General features: G+C 60.2%; 20 protein-coding genes. 8 read left to right on the top strand and 12 right to left on the bottom strand.

What is annotated here, in order from left to right; genetic code table 11:
* The first annotated feature begins 621 nt into the window (after positions 1-621).
* Together SOQ14_RS03760 and SOQ14_RS03755 are read left to right on the top strand one after the other, a co-directional pair.
* Positions 622-1,026, top strand: a complete 405-nt coding sequence (locus SOQ14_RS03760) for a dihydroneopterin aldolase (RefSeq protein ID WP_322896705.1) — start codon at positions 622-624, stop codon at positions 1,024-1,026.
* The gene (locus SOQ14_RS03755) at positions 1,023-2,309 is read left to right on the top strand and encodes an Hsp70 family protein (RefSeq protein WP_322896704.1); all 1,287 of its coding nucleotides are present in this window, start codon (positions 1,023-1,025) and stop codon (positions 2,307-2,309) included. The genes SOQ14_RS03760 and SOQ14_RS03755 overlap by 4 nt, the downstream gene beginning before the upstream one ends.
* Positions 2,310-2,456: 147 nt before the next feature.
* On the opposite strand, the gene SOQ14_RS03750 is transcribed toward SOQ14_RS03755, so the two are convergent.
* The 6 genes from SOQ14_RS03750 to SOQ14_RS03725 form a co-directional block, all read right to left on the bottom strand.
* Positions 2,457-2,624, bottom strand: coding sequence for a hypothetical protein (locus tag SOQ14_RS03750; RefSeq protein ID WP_322896703.1), 168 nt, complete (start codon positions 2,622-2,624; stop codon positions 2,457-2,459).
* 567 nt (positions 2,625-3,191) lie between these two features.
* Complete coding sequence (locus tag SOQ14_RS03745; protein WP_322896721.1) at positions 3,192-3,590, bottom strand: alpha/beta fold hydrolase; 399 nt, start codon at positions 3,588-3,590, stop codon at positions 3,192-3,194.
* A gap of 177 nt (positions 3,591-3,767) precedes the next feature.
* A complete protein-coding gene (locus tag SOQ14_RS03740) occupies positions 3,768-4,151 on the bottom strand; it encodes a hypothetical protein (protein WP_322896702.1) in 384 nt (127 codons plus the stop codon).
* 87 nt (positions 4,152-4,238) lie between these two features.
* Positions 4,239-4,619 carry a hypothetical protein gene (locus tag SOQ14_RS03735; protein WP_322896701.1) on the bottom strand — a complete coding sequence of 127 codons (381 nt, stop codon included), beginning with the start codon at positions 4,617-4,619 and terminating at the stop codon, positions 4,239-4,241.
* A gap of 287 nt (positions 4,620-4,906) precedes the next feature.
* A complete protein-coding gene (locus SOQ14_RS03730) occupies positions 4,907-6,361 on the bottom strand; it encodes a DUF1501 domain-containing protein (RefSeq protein WP_322896700.1) in 1,455 nt (484 codons plus the stop codon).
* Between the two features lie 13 nt (positions 6,362-6,374).
* Positions 6,375-7,997 (bottom strand): DUF1800 domain-containing protein, encoded by a 1,623-nt coding sequence (locus tag SOQ14_RS03725; RefSeq protein WP_322896699.1) that lies wholly within the window; start codon positions 7,995-7,997, stop codon positions 6,375-6,377.
* Between the two features lie 634 nt (positions 7,998-8,631).
* On the opposite strand from SOQ14_RS03725, the gene SOQ14_RS03720 reads away from it, so the two are divergent.
* Positions 8,632-9,321 carry a class I SAM-dependent methyltransferase gene (locus tag SOQ14_RS03720; protein ID WP_322896698.1) on the top strand — a complete coding sequence of 230 codons (690 nt, stop codon included), beginning with the start codon at positions 8,632-8,634 and terminating at the stop codon, positions 9,319-9,321.
* Between the two features lie 199 nt (positions 9,322-9,520).
* Here the strand turns inward: SOQ14_RS03720 and SOQ14_RS03715 are convergent, their stop codons facing one another.
* On the bottom strand, positions 9,521-10,096 hold the full coding sequence (locus tag SOQ14_RS03715) for a histidine phosphatase family protein (RefSeq protein ID WP_322896697.1): 576 nt from the start codon (positions 10,094-10,096) through the stop codon (positions 9,521-9,523).
* Positions 10,097-10,320: 224 nt separating this feature from the next.
* On the opposite strand from SOQ14_RS03715, the gene SOQ14_RS03710 reads away from it, so the two are divergent.
* From SOQ14_RS03710 to SOQ14_RS03690, 5 genes are all read left to right on the top strand, one after another.
* Complete coding sequence (locus SOQ14_RS03710; RefSeq protein WP_322896696.1) at positions 10,321-10,566, top strand: helix-turn-helix transcriptional regulator; 246 nt, start codon at positions 10,321-10,323, stop codon at positions 10,564-10,566.
* Positions 10,563-11,072, top strand: a complete 510-nt coding sequence (locus tag SOQ14_RS03705) for a hypothetical protein (RefSeq protein ID WP_322896695.1) — start codon at positions 10,563-10,565, stop codon at positions 11,070-11,072. Before SOQ14_RS03710 ends, SOQ14_RS03705 begins: the two co-directional genes overlap by 4 nt.
* Before the next feature lie 105 nt (positions 11,073-11,177).
* Positions 11,178-12,200 carry a septation protein IspZ gene (locus SOQ14_RS03700; protein WP_322896694.1) on the top strand — a complete coding sequence of 341 codons (1,023 nt, stop codon included), beginning with the start codon at positions 11,178-11,180 and terminating at the stop codon, positions 12,198-12,200.
* A gap of 91 nt (positions 12,201-12,291) precedes the next feature.
* Positions 12,292-12,438 (top strand): hypothetical protein, encoded by a 147-nt coding sequence (locus SOQ14_RS03695; RefSeq protein ID WP_322896693.1) that lies wholly within the window; start codon positions 12,292-12,294, stop codon positions 12,436-12,438.
* Between the two features lie 38 nt (positions 12,439-12,476).
* On the top strand, positions 12,477-13,184 hold the full coding sequence (locus SOQ14_RS03690) for a hypothetical protein (RefSeq protein WP_322896692.1): 708 nt from the start codon (positions 12,477-12,479) through the stop codon (positions 13,182-13,184).
* A gap of 195 nt (positions 13,185-13,379) precedes the next feature.
* On the opposite strand, the gene SOQ14_RS03685 is transcribed toward SOQ14_RS03690, so the two are convergent.
* From SOQ14_RS03685 to SOQ14_RS03665, 5 genes are all read right to left on the bottom strand, one after another.
* A complete protein-coding gene (locus SOQ14_RS03685) occupies positions 13,380-14,102 on the bottom strand; it encodes a hypothetical protein (RefSeq protein WP_322896691.1) in 723 nt (240 codons plus the stop codon).
* Positions 14,103-14,115: 13 nt separating this feature from the next.
* Positions 14,116-14,358, bottom strand: a complete 243-nt coding sequence (locus SOQ14_RS03680; protein WP_322896690.1) for a hypothetical protein — start codon at positions 14,356-14,358, stop codon at positions 14,116-14,118.
* Positions 14,359-14,582: 224 nt separating this feature from the next.
* Positions 14,583-15,389 carry a hypothetical protein gene (locus SOQ14_RS03675; protein ID WP_322896689.1) on the bottom strand — a complete coding sequence of 269 codons (807 nt, stop codon included), beginning with the start codon at positions 15,387-15,389 and terminating at the stop codon, positions 14,583-14,585.
* Between the two features lie 60 nt (positions 15,390-15,449).
* Positions 15,450-16,232 carry a hypothetical protein gene (locus tag SOQ14_RS03670; protein WP_322896688.1) on the bottom strand — a complete coding sequence of 261 codons (783 nt, stop codon included), beginning with the start codon at positions 16,230-16,232 and terminating at the stop codon, positions 15,450-15,452.
* 277 nt (positions 16,233-16,509) lie between these two features.
* Positions 16,510-18,540 carry a S41 family peptidase gene (locus SOQ14_RS03665; protein ID WP_322896687.1) on the bottom strand — a complete coding sequence of 677 codons (2,031 nt, stop codon included), beginning with the start codon at positions 18,538-18,540 and terminating at the stop codon, positions 16,510-16,512.
* Positions 18,541-18,603: the final 63 nt, after the last annotated feature.

The following is an 18,603-nucleotide window of genomic DNA, read 5'->3' as shown; positions in this document are numbered from 1 at the left end:
TGCTTCACCTTCTCGAAATGCGCCGACAGGGCGGCGCCGCGAATCCGGGCTTCCTGCGCGCAGCAGGTCTCCAGTGATACTATGGCTGTGACATCATTGCCATTTTGCCAACGCGCACGCTCGCGGAAGTAGTAGCGGCCTGAGCGACGCATGGTGAAGGGGACTTTGGGCATTGAAGGGTCTCCAGAAAGGAGCCCGGTGAAACCGTATGTGATACACTATGTGCACCACTGCCTCACCGAACCGATGAAAGCGGTTTTCATTTCAATGCTTTATTTGAAAAGTGGTCGGGGAGACAGGATTCCCACCCAATTTTTTCGGCATCTTGACGAGCCTATTCCAAGTCATTGCATTCCAAAGCATTTTCTTTATGCCCCTTCCTTTGAATCAGCCAAAGGTCATCGTCAAGGGCACAGTCTGTGGCACAGTATGTGCCCCTGGATAGAGCGTGCTCGGGGCCCGAATTCACGATTGAAAGCGGCGAGGCCAATCAAGCAGAAGCCCTACGGCTTACCCTTGGCAGACACGATTGGATTTCCAGCTTACCCTGAAGGCTGACTCAGTGTAGCGCCCCCGCTCGCCGCACAGCAGCCTGCAACTTTGCTCATGAAAGCCTGATCGATGCCTCGCCTCGCCCGAATCGAACTGCGTGATCTTCATCTTCCCGTTTCGATCGGCACTTATGGGCCGAGCGATGTGGTGCCCGATTCGCATATCCTCGAGCTGACCTTGGCGATTGCACCCGATCTTGTACAGATCGCCGCGGACGACATGGTAAATGTCTTCGATTACGATCCACTGATCGCAAAGATTGCCGAGATTGCGCGCAGCCGGACGTTCGAGACGCAGGAATACCTGATGACCCTGATCTCGCAGGCCTGCGCCGCCTATGACGTTATCGAAGCGGTCGAACTCTGCCTGAGGAAATCCCCCGTGCTGGGAGGCACAGGTTCGCTTGGCGTGCGTCTGGTTCTGGGGGCTGAGGATTTGGCGGCCTTGCGTGACCAAAATCGGGTAGCGCAATGATCGAAGCCATCGGGCTGGATTTCGGCACCACCAACACGGTTGCGGCCCTTGCAGACGGCACCGGCGGATCGGAACTGATCGATTTTCAGAGCAAGCAGGCGAGCGGCCCGACATTCCGCTCGGCCTTGTGTTTCTGGGAAGATAGCGGCGTTCCTGGCGGCGTCGATAGCGAGGCTGGGCCGTGGGCAATTGAGGAGTTCCTCGACACCCCGTCCGATTGCCGCTTTGTCCAGTCGTTCAAGTCAGTGGTGGCGAGCCCCTTCTTCGAGCGCGCGCTGATCTTCAACCGGCCGTTTCGCTTCGAAGATATGGGCCAGCTGTTTCTCAGCAAGCTGGTGGTCCACGCGCACGGGAAGCTGGATCAGCGGCCTCGGCGGGTGATCGTTGGGCGGCCGGTGGAATATGCCGGCGCTCAGCCGGACAGCGACCTTGCGCGGGAGCGTTATCGGGCGATGTTCGCCGATTTCGGGGTTGAGGTGCACTACGTCTATGAACCGCTGGGCGCAGCCTTCAGCTATGCCACGCGGCTGACCGAGCCAGCCACGGTGCTGGTCGCTGATGTTGGCGGGGGGACAACGGACTTTTCGATCGTGCGGATCGCGGATGCCGGTGCGCCGCAACGCTGCACGCCGCTGGCCTCGTCCGGCATCGGCATCGCCGGCGACCGTTTTGACCAGCGCATTGTCGACCGCCTGGTGCTGCCGATGCTGGGGAAGGGCGGGCAATACCGTTCCTTCGACAAGCTGCTGGACATTCCCGGCGGATGGTTTTCAGAGTTTTCCGACTGGTCACGCCTCGCGCTGATGCGCAACCGCCGCACGCTCGACGAACTGCGCCGGTTGCAGCGCAACGCGGTTGATCCGACGGCGATCGGTCGGCTGATTGCGCTGATCGAGCACGAGCAAGGCTATCCCCTCTATGCGGCGGTGGGCCAATTGAAGCGGGCGCTGTCAGACCAGGAATCGGCCGAATTCCGCTTCGAGGGCGGGGGACTAGGCATTGCTGCTGAGGTGGAACGGGCCGAGTTCGAGGCATGGATTGCGCCTGACCTTGCCCGCATAGAACAGGCGCTCGATCAGGCGCTTCAGCGGGCCGAACTCGCGCCAGAAGAAATCGACCGCGTGTTTCTGACCGGCGGTTCCTCGCTGATCCCGGCGGTGCGGGCCATCTTTGGCAGGCGCTTCGGGGTGGAGCGGATCGCCTCGGGCGACGAGCTTACATCGATCGCGCACGGTCTCGCCATGATTGGTGCGCTGCCCGAGCCTGAGCTTTGGGCGGCATAGGGGGGAACCGCCATTTCCCCTCCACTGGATCGCCTGCTTAAGTTGTGCTAAGTGCAACAAAAGTGCCAAAACTGCCATCCACAGGACCCCAAGCAAAGGCAGATGATTTTATTTTTCGGTGCCAAATTTTTGACACCAAAAAATATTTCAGGCGCATGAGAGGCGCTTTGAGGCGATTTTGGCGGAAGCGCCGATCTGGGCACCCAGAATGATTTTTTGCTGCCAGACCCCATTTAAGGCGTACGGCGAAAAATTGTTTATGATTTCAAATTTTTGCAAGGTCAAGAATGGCCAAAAAAATGCCAGAACAGGCATTTTACAGGCATTTTCTGGTCGCAAAAGCAGGTCGAAAAAATACCTCTGAGCGAGCTTGCTGACTAGATCAGGCTCAGATTTTCATAATTAAGCCCCTCCTGTCTAAATTAAAGGCAGTGAGAATTTCAGGAGTAAAACATCAAAACGGGGTGCAAAAATATTTTTGCATCCCATTTTGACTATTCCGCGCATTTCCAGCCCCTCCAGCTTACATGCGTAGTTCGCTGCGCTCACACGTCGTGACCCCTTGAGGGCCACTCCTTTGCGATGGGGTCTTGCAAATCCCGCAACATGATTGCCCATGTCGTAAACCCCGTCATCAAGCCGGGTGCGGACGGCGATGCCGTGCTGGGGCGCTTCGCTTGGGGGTATGGCAGCCCTCGCGGACACGTCCAATGTCGTCAGGGGCAAGATCCCGCCAGTTCGGCCTTAATCGCCCCTGACGTGATCCGCATAATGGCTTGTCTTCATCGTTTCCTTCTCTTGACCATCCGGTTCCGATTGCGAGATTGGGCTCAGTCAGCGCCGAAGTCATTGGCCGCGGCATCGCTTCTGTGGATCAGCGAACTACTCCACCACGAACAGCGGCTTGACCTTGGCGACGCAGCTGCTGTCGGGCGCTTGCCCGGGATTGGCGAGAAACGCTGTGGCTATCGTGATCGAGCAGTCCGTCGTCGGCATCCCTGCCGCCGGGAAGAACGACCCGTGCCCAAGACCGGGGAAGGTATAGACATAGGCGTTCTTTAGGTTCGCGGCCACGGCTTCCCCGTAGGACTGCGGCGTCACCGGATCATAGGCACCGTTCAGCACCAGCGTGGGAACCTCGGTGTTGCGATAGGCGAAGACGGGCTTGCGTTCCGCTTCGAGCACGGAGCACACCTTCGCTACCGACTCGCCCTCGCGCTCCCCCCAGGCGCGGAGCGGCGCAAGCGGCGGCGGGAGGGCGTCGTCGGGGCTCACCCGCATCGACTGCTCCCGCACGCAGACCAGGCTGTGATACATCCCCTTGGCACTGCCGTCGCTGGATTCGAGGTCGCCCGAGAGGTTCTCGGCGACCCAGTCGAGTTTGCCCTGACTGGCGGCGTGGATGAACTTCGGGATCGAGGTGCCGTTCGCCGAATTGCCCGAATAGGGGCGGCCCAGCTACGGCACCAGCGCGGTGGCGAAGGCGAGGCCATCGAGTTTGGTGACGACGGGCTGCTTGGTGTTCGGCGTGGTCAGGGTCAGGCTCACCGGCTCGCAGTCGAGCCGGTCGATAATCGCGAGAAACTTCTGCTCGAGATCGGGATAGGCCCGGCCGCACTTGAGGTCCTGCGCGCAGGAATGGAACACGTTGCGCAAGGCAAAGCTGGCGGCATGACCGCCCGCCCGATTGAAGTCGATGTCGGCGCGCACAACGCCATCGACGATCACGCTCCTCAGCTTGGCCTTGTGCTGATCCGCCGGCGCAATGACATATTGACCCAGCAGCGTGCCGTAAGACACGCCGTAATAGTTGAAGGCGTCGTAACCGAGGGTCTCGGCCACGAAGTAGACATCGGCCGCGTTCTCGATGGTGTTGAAGGCCCCAAGCCCGATGCCCTGTTTCTGGAAGCGCGCCTGGCAGGTCCTGAATCAGCTCGGATCGGTGTAGTCCATTTCGCCCTTGGCGACCGCGATGTTCTTCGCGTCATATTCCGGGCAAGTCAGGAAGGGCTTGGAATAGCGCGTGCCCCGTTCCTCGACGAACACGAGGTCGCGGGACTCGAGCACCGCCTTGAGACCGGGCAGGTTGGGAAAGATCTGGTCGACGATCACGCCGATGGTGGAATCGCCGGGGCCGCCCTGTTCGACGAACAGCGGATCGCCCGCGGGGCTCTGGCCGGTGCTGCGCAGGCGCACGGTGACCGCTTGATGGCGTGGTTGTTGTTCATCGCCGCATCCACAATCATAAATTTTCGGGGGCTGGCTTTTCGGCAGCTGTTCTTGGTTCAGCGTCAGGGAAGGCACCTGCATAACGGGCTTCCTGAAACAGGGCTCGAATAGCCGCCATCTATGGGCCCGAGCTTAGCTGTGTCCGCTCTTGGCAAAGCCAGCAATTCGGCATGCTGTTTTGGAGTGACGGCAAAGTCCCAACAGAAGCCGGCAGCTGCCGACCCAGAGCCAGTCGTTCAAGATCGGCGAGTTGTATGTCTGCTTCTGCCAGAAGCTGCCATTTTCTTTTCGGGGTCGCGCCTCACCCCCACGCATGACCGTTTCTGAATGAAAAGCCGAAGATCCGTTCTGCAGTATCGACGAAAGCCTCAGGTCATACGTTTAGCAGCAGCTGCCACTGTTTCAGGCTGTTGCATGAATCCAAGGTCACTGTTTGCGAAGCGTCCGATATTCGGCGCGATCGAAGGAAGTTCGGACGGGCTGACCCCGAGCCATTTAGCGAGCGTGGCCGAATACTCGTCGACCGATGTAGTGGGCAGCAACCGCCCGCGCCCTACCTGATCGGGCGTATCGACCGATACGTGTGGCGCCCGGCCATAGAACCGCCCGCCCGCTACGCTTGCCCCCAGCACGAAATGATGCCCGCCCCAGCCATGGTCCGAGCCGTCACCGTTCGAAGACAGCGTGCGACCGAAATCGGACGCAGTGAAGGTCGTCACCCGGTCGGCGACGCCCAGTTCGACCGTCGCGCGGTAGAAGGCATCAAGCGCGAAATCGAGCTGCGCGAGCAAGCCATCGTGCCGCCCGATCAGCCCGTCGTGATTGTCGTATCCACCCATCGACACCATGAAGACCTGCCGCGTCACCCCGAGCGACCTGCGCGCTGCGATCATCCCGGCGACTGTCCGCAGCTGCGCCGCCAGCCCGTTGCCGGTGCCGAAATCGGTAGCGATCGCAGCGTTCGCGAGCGCATTGTTGACGAAGGAGCCGAACTTGATCGAGCGGTCGTTGATCGTTGCGTGGTCGGCAGCAAGGATGTTGCCGGAGGCCGATTTGAGAATTGTCTCGAGCGCGCTCGCGGCAGTGCCCGAACCAAACAGGCGACCGGTCCGCAGTGGCCGGAACAGGATCGCCCCCGAAGGAGAGACCTGATAGGGCAGGGCTTGCCGCCCGCTCAGGAAGACCGCGTTGCCCGTAGCATTGATCGCAGTGAACATCGCATTGGTGTTGGCACTCTGGGCAAGGTCACCCATCCGTCCCCCCCAGCCGGTCTGCGAACCCTCGGGCTGTGAGCTTTGCCATGTTGATTGCTGATCATTGTGCGAGAACAGTTTGGGCGGCCGCGGCACCGAGTTGTTGTCGTATTGCGCACGGGTCATGGGCGCGATCAACGGTCCGACATTGAGTAGAGGCGCCATCACGCCTTGATCGAATCGCGCCTTCATGCGCGGCATGCTCGGCGCGAGGGCATAAGTGATGTCATCGGTAAGGGTTTGCCCGCCTGCCGGCAAAAGCACAGTCCCTGCGAGCGAGGCGCGCGGCAGGGCGATGCCGCCGCCCTCCTCGTTGATCCCGCCACGGATCGCCGCATAGCGCCCGTAGTTGGCTGGATCGAAGGGGATCAGTGTATTGCCGTGGTCGTTCCCGCCATAGAGGAATACGCAGACCAGCGCCTTGTAGCCACCATCGGAGGAGAACGCCGCCGCCTCACCGATCCCGGCAAGTCCCAGCGCATAAGAGGAGGCCGCGCCCATCGCGGCAAGCTGGCCGGAACGCTGCAGGAAGGCGCGCCGCGATATCTCGAGTTCCTTGCCGATATGCATCGCACGCACGCCCCTATTTCTGCACGAGATAGTCGGTCGAGGCCATCACCAGCAGCACCGCCGCGTGGATGCGGCGCAGCTTGTCAGCATCGGAACTGGTCTGCTGGACTGCGAAGCTACCGATAGCACCGGTAATCGTCTCCCGAACCGGCGCCGACAGCTGGTTTGCGGTCAGCAGCAGGTCGAGGTGGTCGACGAGCCGCGCCGGATCATGAGCGAGCGGGAGTTCGGCGGCGTAATCGAGCGAGAGATCGCGCAGGTAGCTCGCCGACATGCCGACTGCCCCTTCAAGGAAGTTGACATAGCCCGCCACCGAGGTCTCGTTGACGACTTGGAACTCGGGCGCGAGCAGGTTGTTCGTGGCGATCTGCGATCCGGCGGGGAAATAGCCCGGTCGGAAGAAATTGAAGACCGAGGGCGAACGTAGCGGCGACTGACCGAGGCGGGTGGCAGGGTCCGAGAGGCTACCCACCTCGAAATTCCCGCTCGCCGAGCGCACCCCGAAGGTCCGTGCCAGCTGGACGAAGCGGAGCATCGGCTCGCGCAGCTTGCCGAAGGCAGGGTTGGCCACATTCGCCATCGCGCGGGCCTCCTCGTCGAGCAGGATCGCCTTGAAAACCGCCCCAAGATCGCCGCGCCGGCCTTGCCCGTTGTTCGCGAACACCGCTGCGACCCGTCCAACATAGGCGGGCGATGGATTGCTGGTAACCAGCCGCTGGATCATTTGGCGCGCGAAGAAGGGTCCGACATTCGGATGCGCGACGAGGTGGTCGAGCGCCAGACGCAGCGATTCGGATGCATTGGTCCCCGCAGGAATGACAAGTCCGAGGAAGCGCTTTTCCTCCTGTGCATGAAAACCGTCGGCGCTTGGGCGCGACCACTTGCTCGGGTCGGCAGTCATCGGCCGGCGCGCGAAATCCACGCCTGCGACGGTGCGCGCGGGATTGGTGGGATCGGGGAAGGCTTGAGTCTGCGAATAGTTGAAATCGTAACCGGTGAAGACCTTCGCGATGCCGGTTACGTCGTCGTTAGTGTAGGTCTCGATAGGTTCGCCGCCATTTGTGCGCGGCGTGCCGTCCGGATTGAGTTCGAACAGTCCGATTGAGAATAGCTGCATGATCTCACGGCCATAATTCTCATCAGGCACGCGCCCGGTGCGCGGGTCGGCGCGACGGTTGCCGCGCGTATTGAGGTAGACGCCCATCGCCGGGTTGAGGGTAATCTCCTCGATAAGCGTGCGAAAACTGCCGAAGGCGTTGCGGTTGAGAATGTCCCAGTATTCGCCGATCGCCGGACCGCGCCAGGAGATGTCGATATCGCCAAGCGAGACAACAAAGAACTCCGACAGCGCCAAGGCAAACCGCTTGCGCAAGACGTTGCCGCCGGAGAGCAATTGCGACCAGATCATCCAGTCGCCGGTGGTAGTTCCGTTGTAGAAGCGGTTGGCGTCGACCCTGTCGAAGCCGCGCGCCTCGAAATAGCCGGCTGCGCTGACATCGTTGGCCTGGCGCATCGCGCGATCGAGCCAAGGCGCAAAGCCGTCATTGCGAACTTCGGCGATCGCCCCCGAACTGGCCGAAAAGGATGCCTGCAACAGAAACCTCGCTGCTTCGCTGTCGGTTTGCGGCTTGAGCACCGCTGCGCCTGGAGCGACGCCCACCGACGGTGCTGGGCTACTCGGACTATCACCCCCGCCGCATGCCGCCAAAGCCAATGTAGCTACGGCCGCAGGTGCGGTGCTCGGGATTGGTATCTCACAGTTGCGGCTGGAATCCCCGTCGGCTCGCGCGAGCGTAGCCACTGCATGTCCCGTGTAAACGGGGCCCTTAGCTATGCAATCCGTAGACATGGCCATGACCCCGATCGACTACCTGAAGATTGATTGGCAAAATTTCCTTCACACTTTGCTTCGAGCCAAAGTTAAATGAGCTGAAACTATGGCCGCTTCGGGGTCGGTTGCAGACGGGCAGCAATTTTTTGCGAGCGGGTCCGCTCCGCCATGCGGCTTTCGGGATCGCGCGCCGGCCCGACGCGAGGCCGATGATGGGTGGGAAGTTGCCTGTCCGCTTTGGCGGATCGCATTGCACTGTATTTCTTGGTTTTGTCACAAGAAAGCGGGTAGGCAATGCCGAGCTTGAACGATAGGGTGTGGGATCATTTGCTCCAAGGATCGCGCCGATGTTCAATACGATCGAGCGCCGCAACGAAGCGGCGCCCTATTCCCCCCGCGCGATGTCATGTCGCCCGACTAGTGCTACTTCTATCACACAATGGACGTGCCGGGTCATGGCACAGTCGAGGGCGAGTGGGATCTGCGGGGTGCAATAGGACCCTACCTTGGCAATTTTGACTTTGCAGGCAAACGCGTCCTGGATGTCGGTGCTGCCTCGGGTATCCTGTCTTTCTATATCGAACAACAGGGAGCTGAGGTTGTGTCCTTCGACCTTTCGGATGAGTTCGACTGGGACATCGTCCCTTTCAGGTCGAACGACTTTAGAGCATCTCGCAAGGATCGCCGAGCGCACCTAAGGCGCATCAACAATGGTTACTGGTTCTGCCACAAGGCGTTCGGGTCCCGTGCACAGATGGTCAACGGCATCGTTTATGACATTCCCGAAGCTATCGGCCCGGTTGATGTCGCGGTTTTCGGCAGCATTCTCCTGCACCTGCGCGATCCGTTTATGGCCCTGGAAAACGGATCGCGACTGGCGCAAGAAGCAATGATTGTCGCAGACGTCTCGCCTTATGGCCGTTTGGGCAGCAGGATCCTAAATCGTCCACGCTTCATGCCGAAAGCTGATCGCCCGGACTGGATAACCGATGGCTGGTTCCGCCTTCCGCCCTTGTTGGTCATCGAATATCTGAAAATACTGGGTTTCCCAAATACCTCTTTGTCCTGGGGAAACTATAGGCATCGTGATCGAAAGGTGCCCATTTATACTGTCGTTGCTCGCCGGTGAGCTCGTTCGCAAAGGTCAATTGGCTTAAGAGTGTTCGGTGTCCGGTAAGGCCCGCTTCCAAAAACGCGGCTGCTTGCGAAAAAACCGTTGAAGCTGCCGGACAACTTTCAGGATCGCAGCGTTACGCGGCTCGTGACCGCTTGTGGGTGGATTCCGGAACGGCAGGTTCGAGCTATGCGCGCGAATGATGCGCCGATGCTCAACCGACGAATATTGGCTCAATCCGACCGTTGGAGAGTCTCCAGATAACGTCCTGAGGGACCGGCAGGCTCAATGCATCTGTCTTGGACAACCCGCTGTATGCGCCTCGGATGATCCGGCTAATCAACCCGTGAGACACGGCGACGGTTACACCCTGCCGTTCCTCCAGCCAGCAATCGGATCTCCGGAAAGCGGAGTCATAGCTCTCGCCATCGGGTGACCTGAAAAACCAGTCGAACGGTGTGGAGCCATCGAGCAATCCGGGCCACTGTGCGTCGATGTCAATGTGCGTCAAACCATCCCATGAGCCCAACGACACCTCAGCGAGACGGTCATCACATTGAGCAGCAGGAAGATGCGCGCTTCCAGCAATGATTGCTGCTGTCTGACGCGTTCTTCCCAACGGGCTAGAGACGAATGCATCGACTGAGAGGTCCAACCCAGCGAGGCATCTACCGATAGCTGCGGCTTGCTGAACGCCAGTGTCAGTAAGGGCTGAATCCAGCTTTCCTTGGAAACGGCCCTGAGCGTTCCATTCCGTTTCACCGTGGCGGATCAGATAGATCTCATTCATTGGCATCTTCAGTATGCCGGTTGCAGGAGCGTGCGCAAACAATCTCTACTGTCTCAAACGGGGTCGGTTGCTGAAAGGCGGGAATTCTTCAGAAGCGGGGAAAAGCCGCCGCGCTGCTTTCGTGAAGGGGAATGCGCGCTTCAAGCACGATAGCGATTCCCCATACACTCGCCATATCTCATCAAACTATTGCGTAAACGCAATGAAGTGATTAAATTCAGGCTATGTCGAGAGTGATTCACAACAGAATCGCGATGTTCCGGGCCGATGCAGGAATGAGCCGCCGCGAACTTGCCGATGCCGTCGGGGTCAACCCCCAGACCATCGGTTTTCTCGAGCGCGGCGATTACAAGCCGAGCCTTGAACTGGCGCTGTTGCTGGCCGGCGTGTTCAGCGTCCCGGTGGAGCTGCTGTTTTCTTTTGAACCGTTCCCTTCGCTCTCGCAGACCTTGAAGGAGACGCGTGCATGATCGAACATCCGGGCTCGTCGCTCAGCGCATGGAATGTCCGCGCGGGCCGGTGGTTGCACACCAACATGTGGCTGCTGGCGCCGCGCTTCGTGATCGTCTTGTCGCTTGTCCTTGCCGCGATGTTGCTGTGGGGCATCTATGACGTGTCACAAGGCGCGCATGATTCCTTCTGGCTCGGGTCCGCCTTTTTCGGTGCCTTTGCACTGCACGCTGGACTGATCATCAGACGCCAAGGTTGGCTCGGGCTCGAGGCTCCACCGGACGAGCGTGAAAGGCTGGTCGAAATGAGCGCCACCAGAACTGCGGGCTGCGTGGTGACGCTGCTGGTGGCGGTATGGGCCTGGCTGCTGGGATGGTTTGCGGATCGGGGCATGTGGTTTCCGCGCGACCCGCAGGAGTGGGAGTCGACAGGGAAGTTTATCCTGAGCGCATTCTTTCTGATCGCCAATTTCACGGCAGCTTGGATGACGCCGCCTTACGCTGCCGAATTGCTGGACGAGAGCTGAGACGCGCTCAGCGGATCGAGGCTTGACTGATAAATAGCTGAAAAATAGTCTTTCAGCAATTCGCCGGGCCTGATCGGCCGCAGGGCGCATCCGGAGCAGATGGTCATGAGTGGACTGACCTTATGGCGCTATCGCCGCAAGTTCGAGATTGGCGGCCTCAAGGGGCTGGTACGGATGCGTTCCAGCACTGCTGGGCTGTTTTCCGAGCTTTATCTCAATGGCAGGCCAGTCGCGCAAGATCAGACCCCTCCTGCCGGCCCCAATGCGGTGCGAAACCACTGGCTGAAAGCACCGCTCCCCGATGGTTCTGCCCTTGAGGTTGAGGCAGGCTATATCAGTGTGCTGAATGTCGGCATTGCGGTGCGTCGCGACGGCGCGCTGGTTCATGAAAGCCACCCGGGGCGCACCATTGCCTATCCCGAGAAATATCGCGAGGCAGCCTTCGCCGCGGCCGATGCCGACATGACATTCAGTGAGGCGATCCGACAGGGATTCCGCGAAGGGCTGGGCGATACCAGCAAGCCGGGCCATATCGATTTCGGAGTTTTCCGGCGCAACGCCATTCCGCTGGCGGTCGATTTTGCGCTTGGCCTCTTGTTCTACCTCGTCGCCAAACAAACCGATCTGACGACCGCCGCGCTTGTCGGGGCGGTCGCAGGGCTCGCTCTGCTGGCGGTGCAGCGTGTAATCCGGATTGATCTCTTGGGCGGGCTGGCGCTGTTCGGGATCATGCTGCTGATCCTCTCGGCCGTGCTGGCACTGACATTCCAGTCCGAAGAGGCTGTCAAATACCGTTCTTCGGTGGTGGGGCTGGTTAGCGCAGGGCTGTTTCTGCTTGATGGGCTGGCGGGCGGCAACCGGCTTGCAATCCGGCTGATGCGCTATCTGCCCTATCGCAACATGGACGCAAGCCGCCTCGGGATCGGGATGGGGGTGATCGGCTTTGTCCTTGCCGCGCTCAATGTCGCGGTGGCGCGCTATGGCACCACCGATGTCTGGCTGTTCTACACGACCTTTGCCGATATGGTTGTCGCCGGGGTGCTAGGCCTGCTGGTGTTCGCCTATGCACGCGGTAAGCTGATGCCCGAAGCGCGCCCGCGCTATCAGCCAACAGAAGTGGCACACTGATCAGCCCAGGCGAGGCTCTTGACGGCGCAGGCTGTGTTCAACATTTTTTGAATAAATCAATAAGTTAAGCATTGTGTTGGTGAGAATTTAGATGGGCAATGACAAAAAGACTCCTTCGGCCCGCATGCTTGCGGAGCGTGATCTTCTGATCGGGTCCCTCATCGTGGCGACAGGGGTGCTGGTGTTTTACATCTGTTATCTGGGCGGCAGGGGCATCGGATCCATGATCTTCGATTGATGCCAGTGCTTGCGGGGGCGGTTTTGGCGCTCGCACCCATGGCCAGCGAGGAAAGCGCGGCTGCGGATCGGTCGATGGAGGAGGTCATCGATCTGCTGAGGGAAGAGAAGACCGAATGCGTCCATGACGCTGCCTCACAAGTCCTCACCTATATCGGAGGAACCGAACCGGAATCCGTCGAATGCTTCGAGCGGCATCGTGATGCGGATGTCCGGACGCTTCGGGTGAGCTCGTTCGGGGGCTGGGTTGGATCCGCCATGGCCGGGGCAGGCATCATCCGGGAGGAAAAATGGGCCGTGGAAGCCTTCGGGGTCTGCGCCTCGTCCTGCATGAATTACTGGGCGCCCGCCGCTGCATCATTCAGTAGCACTCCGGGTACGGTTCTGATCGTGCATGGCAGGCCGCCCCGCAGGACGACGCTGGTGCGGCTCAAGCGACCGCGGATTGTGAAGCTTTTTGTGGTGCCGGAGGACTATCGCCAGCACACAGACTTCGCTGGCGGCCTCAATATCCCGGAAGACGGGTTCGGCAGCACCCTTGCTGCAGGCGGCAAGATTGCCAAAGGGATTGGCGACCCTAGGTCCGATGCCTTGCTGGTCGGGCCCTGCCATGCCCGGCTTATCGCCGACATAGTTCCGGTCAATGTATGGTGGCCGCCCTCAAAGCGCGAGTTGCGGGACTTTGTTGATGCATTGCCGACCAGTGTGCGGCTCAAGGAATGCGAGCTTGATGGGCTGACGGAATGACTGCGTCGGAGTCGCTTCCTGAATGGCAGGAATTTTTCGCGGGCGGGGCAAAGCTGCCATGCCGCTTTCGGGATCGCCCATCGGCCTCGTTCATGACCCCAGCTGGGTGGATTTCTGCCGTCAACCACACCGTCACCCCGGACTTGATCTAAGGTCCAGCTTTCCCTTCTTGTTGCGCAGGGCGCTTGGTGGGTTTCAGGCAATCCGGCAACGGGTCAGCCGGAACACTTCGCCCATGCCGATGTCGAGCAGCGCCTGCCCCAGCGCGTCGCTCAGGAAGAGCTTGTTGTGCACCGCCTCCTCGAACCACAGGTCGGGGCCGCCCTGTGCTTGGGACGAAAGCACGACTTCGCCTGCGGATTTCGACCGGTTGATGTGCCAGATCTGCAATCCGCTGGCCTTGTCGACAACGAACTTGCGCGCATCCTCGCACCGGTCGACCAGAATGCTGTTCTTGATGCAGCCAAAATTGAGCAGGAAAAATTCGCCCGGATAGGGCGTCGCCAGATCGGCCTGATAGACCGGGAACGGGATCAGCCCGCCCTCGCCAAGATCGAAACGCGCGAGGGTCTCGGCGAGCCTGCCGCGCACGACGAAGAAACCAACGGAGAATATGTCTCCCGCTTTCCTGAATCGACGCTCATCCCAGACGGCCAAGGATTCCGGAAGCTGGTCTCGTTGCCTAGCATGACCCTGCCCGTAAAGACGCATGTTTGCCAAAACATCATCAGGGGTTAGCGGCACTTTCGAGGTTGCTGGTTCCCAATCATGGCCGAAGAACTTAACTCTGACCCCCTGATCGTCTCCGATTTGCTGGTTGCTCTTTAGACTGCTCATCCACGCGCCGCTGCTCATGCTTTCCCCCGCCATTCCGGCCTTCTCCTCCAGCGGTCCGCTTTGCCGCTTGCCAAAGATCACCGCGCCATCCCTCTCACCCGAAATAGAACCGGCGCCGTATCCACAGCACCGCCGGCACCGATGCCAGTCCGAGGCCGGCGAACAGCACCGTCGCTCCGGCGCGACCGAATTGGCCGACGCCGACATCCTCGACGATCCACTCGAAAAGGCGCACCTTGGTGCTGTCGATCCCCGCCAGCTTGCCGGTCCACGCCATTAGAGCCAGAAAGCCGAAGCACGCCAGTGACACTACGGCAGCGGCGATATCAGAGCGCATCGAACATCTCCTCAGCATCAGGCAGTTCCGAACGCACCCTAACCATAGATTTGACGGTGGAGAAGAAGCCGGACCCCGGATCAAGTCCGGGGTGACGGGGACGGCAGCTATGGGGTCGTTCCCTGAAAGGCAGGAATTTTTTGAGGGCGGGGCAAAGCGGCCCTGCCGCTTTCGGGATCGTGCACCGGCCCGGCGCCTGGCTGGTCGTGGGTCGTTTCCAGACACTAGGACTTTTTCGCTGGCTGATGCGTGTCGATTTCCATCCAACACCTCGAAGGCAAGACTAGGGTAGCCTTTTTCAATTCACCAAACTTAAGACTTATCAGGTCACGCGCTGCCCCCTTGATTGGCCCAACATTCACTTGGTCCCAAGGGACTAGAACCGCGCTAGTGAAAGGACCGAACCACCGGCTCTGGTCGATAACGACACCGGCATCATGTGCTGCGATGGTAATGACGTTTTTGAACGTCACACCCTTTCCCATGACTGCCCATTTCAGCTTCCGCGTGCACAATGCTTTCCCAGTGGGGCGAGCGAATGAACGCATCAACTCAGGCCAACCTGCCAAACTGTTCAAAATCGATGTCACGAAAAGCCAGCTTAAGAGGATGAAAATCATGTAACCCCAGAGGGGTATCGACGTCAGCCAACTGAAAATAGATGGAGCAACCCATCCATTCTTCATTTTGAGCCCAGCCGCAACAAGAAGCAGGCTTGCGGCTCCAAGAATCAAAAATAACTTTGCTGACTTCGCGGGGGGAACGACCTCACCTGTTTCTTCATCTTTCAGGGGCACCCCAAAAATAAAAACGGCGGCCGCCACGGTAGCTATCAGCAGCAAAAAAGCCCAGCCAAACCAAACGGCAAAAGTCGCACCAAGCAGCACATTTTTCAACGCATTGAGATCGGGCACAATAGCAACGATAAATGCGCTGCCCGACGACGGCAACGGTGGCGTTTGCGGATCGGCGGCTCTTGGCCCAAGCAGGGTGATAGCCGCCCGACTGATTTCAGGATGGTGCGCAATCACTGGGGACCGCAGCAACTGGGTGGATAGCAAAACGGCGGGGTTGCCTGCCAAGTCCCGACGCTAAGGTTTGGGCACTTCAGGTTCTGCCCTAGCATTCCTCTCGGCTTTGACAGCGGCGCGGGCGATGTCGTTGTAAACTCGGCGAGGTGAGGAATTGCGTGAGGCGTTGTAGAGTTCTGCCACCAATGCCCGATCAAACGCGGTCATTTCGGCGGGCGGGTCAGCATCCTCGAAAAGAGACAGGATTGTCTCAACGGGGGATAGCCCTCGGTTTGGCAGTGCAGCTGTGCCGAGTAGCGTGCGCATGGTCGCGTAGTCGGCAAGCTGAGCGAGCGTCAGCCCCTCCGCGGCGTCGCGAGCAATCAGCACAGCTGCTCCGGTGATTTCGGTCGTAACGATTGGATCGGTCTTGGATTTGGGCTGTGGATCGATGAACGTTGTCTCACCAACGACCTGTGGCTGGCCGTAGAAATCGCGGACTTCGACTCTGTTCCACGCACGCACGGGGCTGGCTTCGCATAGGACACGCTCCCGCTCGCGGGCGGCCAAGTGAGCCAGCTGCGGCGAATCCGCGGACAGCCATTTCTCCGGCGGCCCCGCAGCGGGGGACATGAATGCGACCAGGATCGTCGGCGTGCACTTCGGATCGTCATTTGCACCAATACCCAGTGCACGTGCGTTCTGCCGTATGCGTTCAGCTATCGCTTCGGCGTCGGCGGGTGTGAGACCGCGGACCTCTGGGCAAACCGGGAAAAAGAATTTCGCTATCGGCTGATGCATGGGCGGCGGTCGAACGATTTGTTTGGTGAACTCCCGCAGTTCCTGCTTTCGCTCATTTTCCATGAGCGGTGGCCTGACGATGATCGTGGTCCCCTCAGGCGCATCGCCCTGTACAACTGCGTCTTGCGCCGCTGCTGTGGCAGCGAAGGCTCCCGCGAGAGCAATTGCTAACGTGATAGCGGGCTGGCGCATCCCGCACAAAGTAACCATCTGATGAAAAGCCGTAAACTGGATTCATTTCGCGCCATGGCCGCTACGGGTTCGGTTCGAGAGTGTCGGCTGCTGGCGAGAAACCCACCGAAGCTGCCCGGCAGGTATCGGAATCGCGCTTCGCCCCCGCTCATGACTCATCGTGGGTGGATTCTGGAAGGTCCGAGCACGCAGCAAAGCCTTGTCGCCGCAGCTCGTAGCTCTGCCGCATCAGGAACGGCTCGCCCGCCACGCGTGTCTGCTTGGTGATGCGCAGCCGACTACCGTCGCGGGTCAGGATCTTCCGTACAGTCACGCTGCGCCCGTTTTCCCTGCTTTCGCCTTCCAGCACGATGGTGAGGGATTCACCATCGGCCGAAATGCGCGATTCGAGCACACGCCACTGGTCGGGCGCATTCTTGCCTGCCGTGATCGTCAGCGCCTGACCCGCCGCATCGAACACCCACGTATCGGACGAGCGCATGGTCTTGCCCGGGCCATCGTCGAACGTCCATGACAGCACTGCGCCATCACTCCGCATGAGGGTGGTCAGGGTTTCGCGGCTATCATCACTGAAATCGCGGTAGTCGAGCGTCCCGGCCCAATCGCCAGCCAGCGCTTTTGAGACAGCGGCTGCGGTGTCGGTGGGGGCAGCCAGCAGACCTTGGGCAACCTCGATCGTGCGGTCACGCCCCGCTTCGAAATCCGCCAGCGTCGGCATAACCAACTGATCGACTGGCACGCCCTTGCCTGGCACGAAGCGAGCAATGTTGGTGCGGTTCCAGGCTTCGGGGATGCGCACCTTGATCCCGCTTTCGGGGAGCTTCATCAGGAAGATGCTGCCCGAGGTCGGCCCTTCAGCGCTTCCAGCGCTTTCCTCGCCGACAATCACCGCGCCTGCTTTTTCCTTGAGCTGTGCGATGGTCCGGGTGGCGCCCGAACCATTGCGCGGTCCGCTGAGGATGGTTAGGCGCCCGCGGAATCCGAGATCGTCAATCGGCTGCTGTTCGAAGGCGGAATCGCCATCGCCGACAGTCTCTCCGCTCAGCACCGGGATGAGATCATACCAGCCATCAGCGGTTTTCGTGAAGGCATCGAGCGGCGCGTTGAAGCGCGCCTCGCGGTCACCCCAGGTTTCGAAATATTGCTGCAGATCGCCGTAGCGCACCGCCTTCAAGCGGGTCGGCTTTGCCCATATGAACGGCCGGTCGATAAGATAGCGGCCGAGCGCCACCGAGACATCTTCCGATCCCCCGCCATTTTTGCGCAGGTCGAGGATCAGGTGGTCCGTCCCGGCCTCCTGAATCGCAGCGAAGAATCCGCCAAGGAAGGCGGTGGCTTGCACCGGGTTGCGGTAATTGACGAAGGTATCGATACCGAGCCTCGCGGTTGTGCCGCTGATCCGCCATGTGACGGCGTTGTAGAACTCGCTGCGATATTTCGCGCCCGGCCCGGCCAGAGCCGTCCATTGCGCAAATCTGATCGGTTGGAGGGTAGCGGTGGTGGCCCGGGTGCCGCCTACCGGCTTCCATTCGATTTGCCAGCGATCGGGAAAGCCGAAAAGCGCCGGGTAATTCTCGTTGAAATCATCGCCCATCAGGTCGCTGTCATCGGCAAGCTTGGCGGCAATCGCCTGATCGGTGGCGCCATCATAGGACACCAGCGGGGCGAGCTGCAGCAGCAGCGAAGGCACCGGCATCCCATTGATCCCAAGGATCTCGCTTCCAACCGGCGGCGCGCCGGCCTGCCGATCATTCGACACCACAATCATCCGGCCCTCGATCAGCTGGAATCGCAGCGGCAAATGGGTGGGGTTTTTGTTGCGGAAGTCGTCCAGCGCCTCGGACATCTCGGCCTTGGTGTGATCGCAATGGATCGCTGCGAGCAGCCGCGCGATCTCGGCATGGAAGGCAAGTTCGTTGATTGGCGCGGTCGCCGCCGCTTCGAGCCGGGCGAATGCCGCGTCGATCGCAGGCTTATCGCTGTAGCGATAAAGGCCAGGGTGCACCGTTTCGAGCGCGCGCCGCAGCAGGGCGACATCGCGGCTCGCCTGCTCGGCACTCAGCAGCTGCGGGGTGTAGCGCGCCGGATCAGCATTCTGGGCGGCAAGCGGCGCGATGATGCCGCAGGGGAAGTAAAGCGGTAAAGCCAGAATGGCGGCGGCAAGGGCAAGGTGTTTCATCGGGATCGCTCCACCGGTTCGGGAATGCCGCCACGGTGCCCCGATTACCCTGGCGCCTGCGCC

It is taken from the genome of Erythrobacter epiphyticus (assembly GCF_034653295.1).
Classification (GTDB): Bacteria; Pseudomonadota; Alphaproteobacteria; order Sphingomonadales; family Sphingomonadaceae; genus Erythrobacter.
The sequence above is the reverse complement of the archived record's forward strand: the minus strand, read 5'-3'. Positions and strand labels throughout refer to the sequence as shown.

Coding starts and splice junctions, on each gene's coding strand:
- SOQ14_RS03710 (WP_322896696.1), top strand. CDS start 10,321: ATGTCGAGAGTGATTCACAACAGAATCGCGATGTTCCGGGCCGATGCA.
- SOQ14_RS03750 (WP_322896703.1), bottom strand. CDS start 2,624: ATGCCTGTTCTGGCATTTTTTTGGCCATTCTTGACCTTGCAAAAATTT.
- SOQ14_RS03760 (WP_322896705.1), top strand. CDS start 622: ATGCCTCGCCTCGCCCGAATCGAACTGCGTGATCTTCATCTTCCCGTT.
- SOQ14_RS03745 (WP_322896721.1), bottom strand. CDS start 3,590: ATGCGGGTGAGCCCCGACGACGCCCTCCCGCCGCCGCTTGCGCCGCTC.
- SOQ14_RS03700 (WP_322896694.1), top strand. CDS start 11,178: ATGAGTGGACTGACCTTATGGCGCTATCGCCGCAAGTTCGAGATTGGC.
- SOQ14_RS03695 (WP_322896693.1), top strand. CDS start 12,292: ATGGGCAATGACAAAAAGACTCCTTCGGCCCGCATGCTTGCGGAGCGT.
- SOQ14_RS03705 (WP_322896695.1), top strand. CDS start 10,563: ATGATCGAACATCCGGGCTCGTCGCTCAGCGCATGGAATGTCCGCGCG.
- SOQ14_RS03720 (WP_322896698.1), top strand. CDS start 8,632: ATGGACGTGCCGGGTCATGGCACAGTCGAGGGCGAGTGGGATCTGCGG.
- SOQ14_RS03680 (WP_322896690.1), bottom strand. CDS start 14,358: ATGCGCTCTGATATCGCCGCTGCCGTAGTGTCACTGGCGTGCTTCGGC.
- SOQ14_RS03690 (WP_322896692.1), top strand. CDS start 12,477: ATGGCCAGCGAGGAAAGCGCGGCTGCGGATCGGTCGATGGAGGAGGTC.
- SOQ14_RS03755 (WP_322896704.1), top strand. CDS start 1,023: ATGATCGAAGCCATCGGGCTGGATTTCGGCACCACCAACACGGTTGCG.
- SOQ14_RS03735 (WP_322896701.1), bottom strand. CDS start 4,619: ATGCAGGTGCCTTCCCTGACGCTGAACCAAGAACAGCTGCCGAAAAGC.
- SOQ14_RS03665 (WP_322896687.1), bottom strand. CDS start 18,540: ATGAAACACCTTGCCCTTGCCGCCGCCATTCTGGCTTTACCGCTTTAC.
- SOQ14_RS03730 (WP_322896700.1), bottom strand. CDS start 6,361: ATGCATATCGGCAAGGAACTCGAGATATCGCGGCGCGCCTTCCTGCAG.
- SOQ14_RS03715 (WP_322896697.1), bottom strand. CDS start 10,096: ATGAATGAGATCTATCTGATCCGCCACGGTGAAACGGAATGGAACGCT.
- SOQ14_RS03670 (WP_322896688.1), bottom strand. CDS start 16,232: ATGGAAAATGAGCGAAAGCAGGAACTGCGGGAGTTCACCAAACAAATC.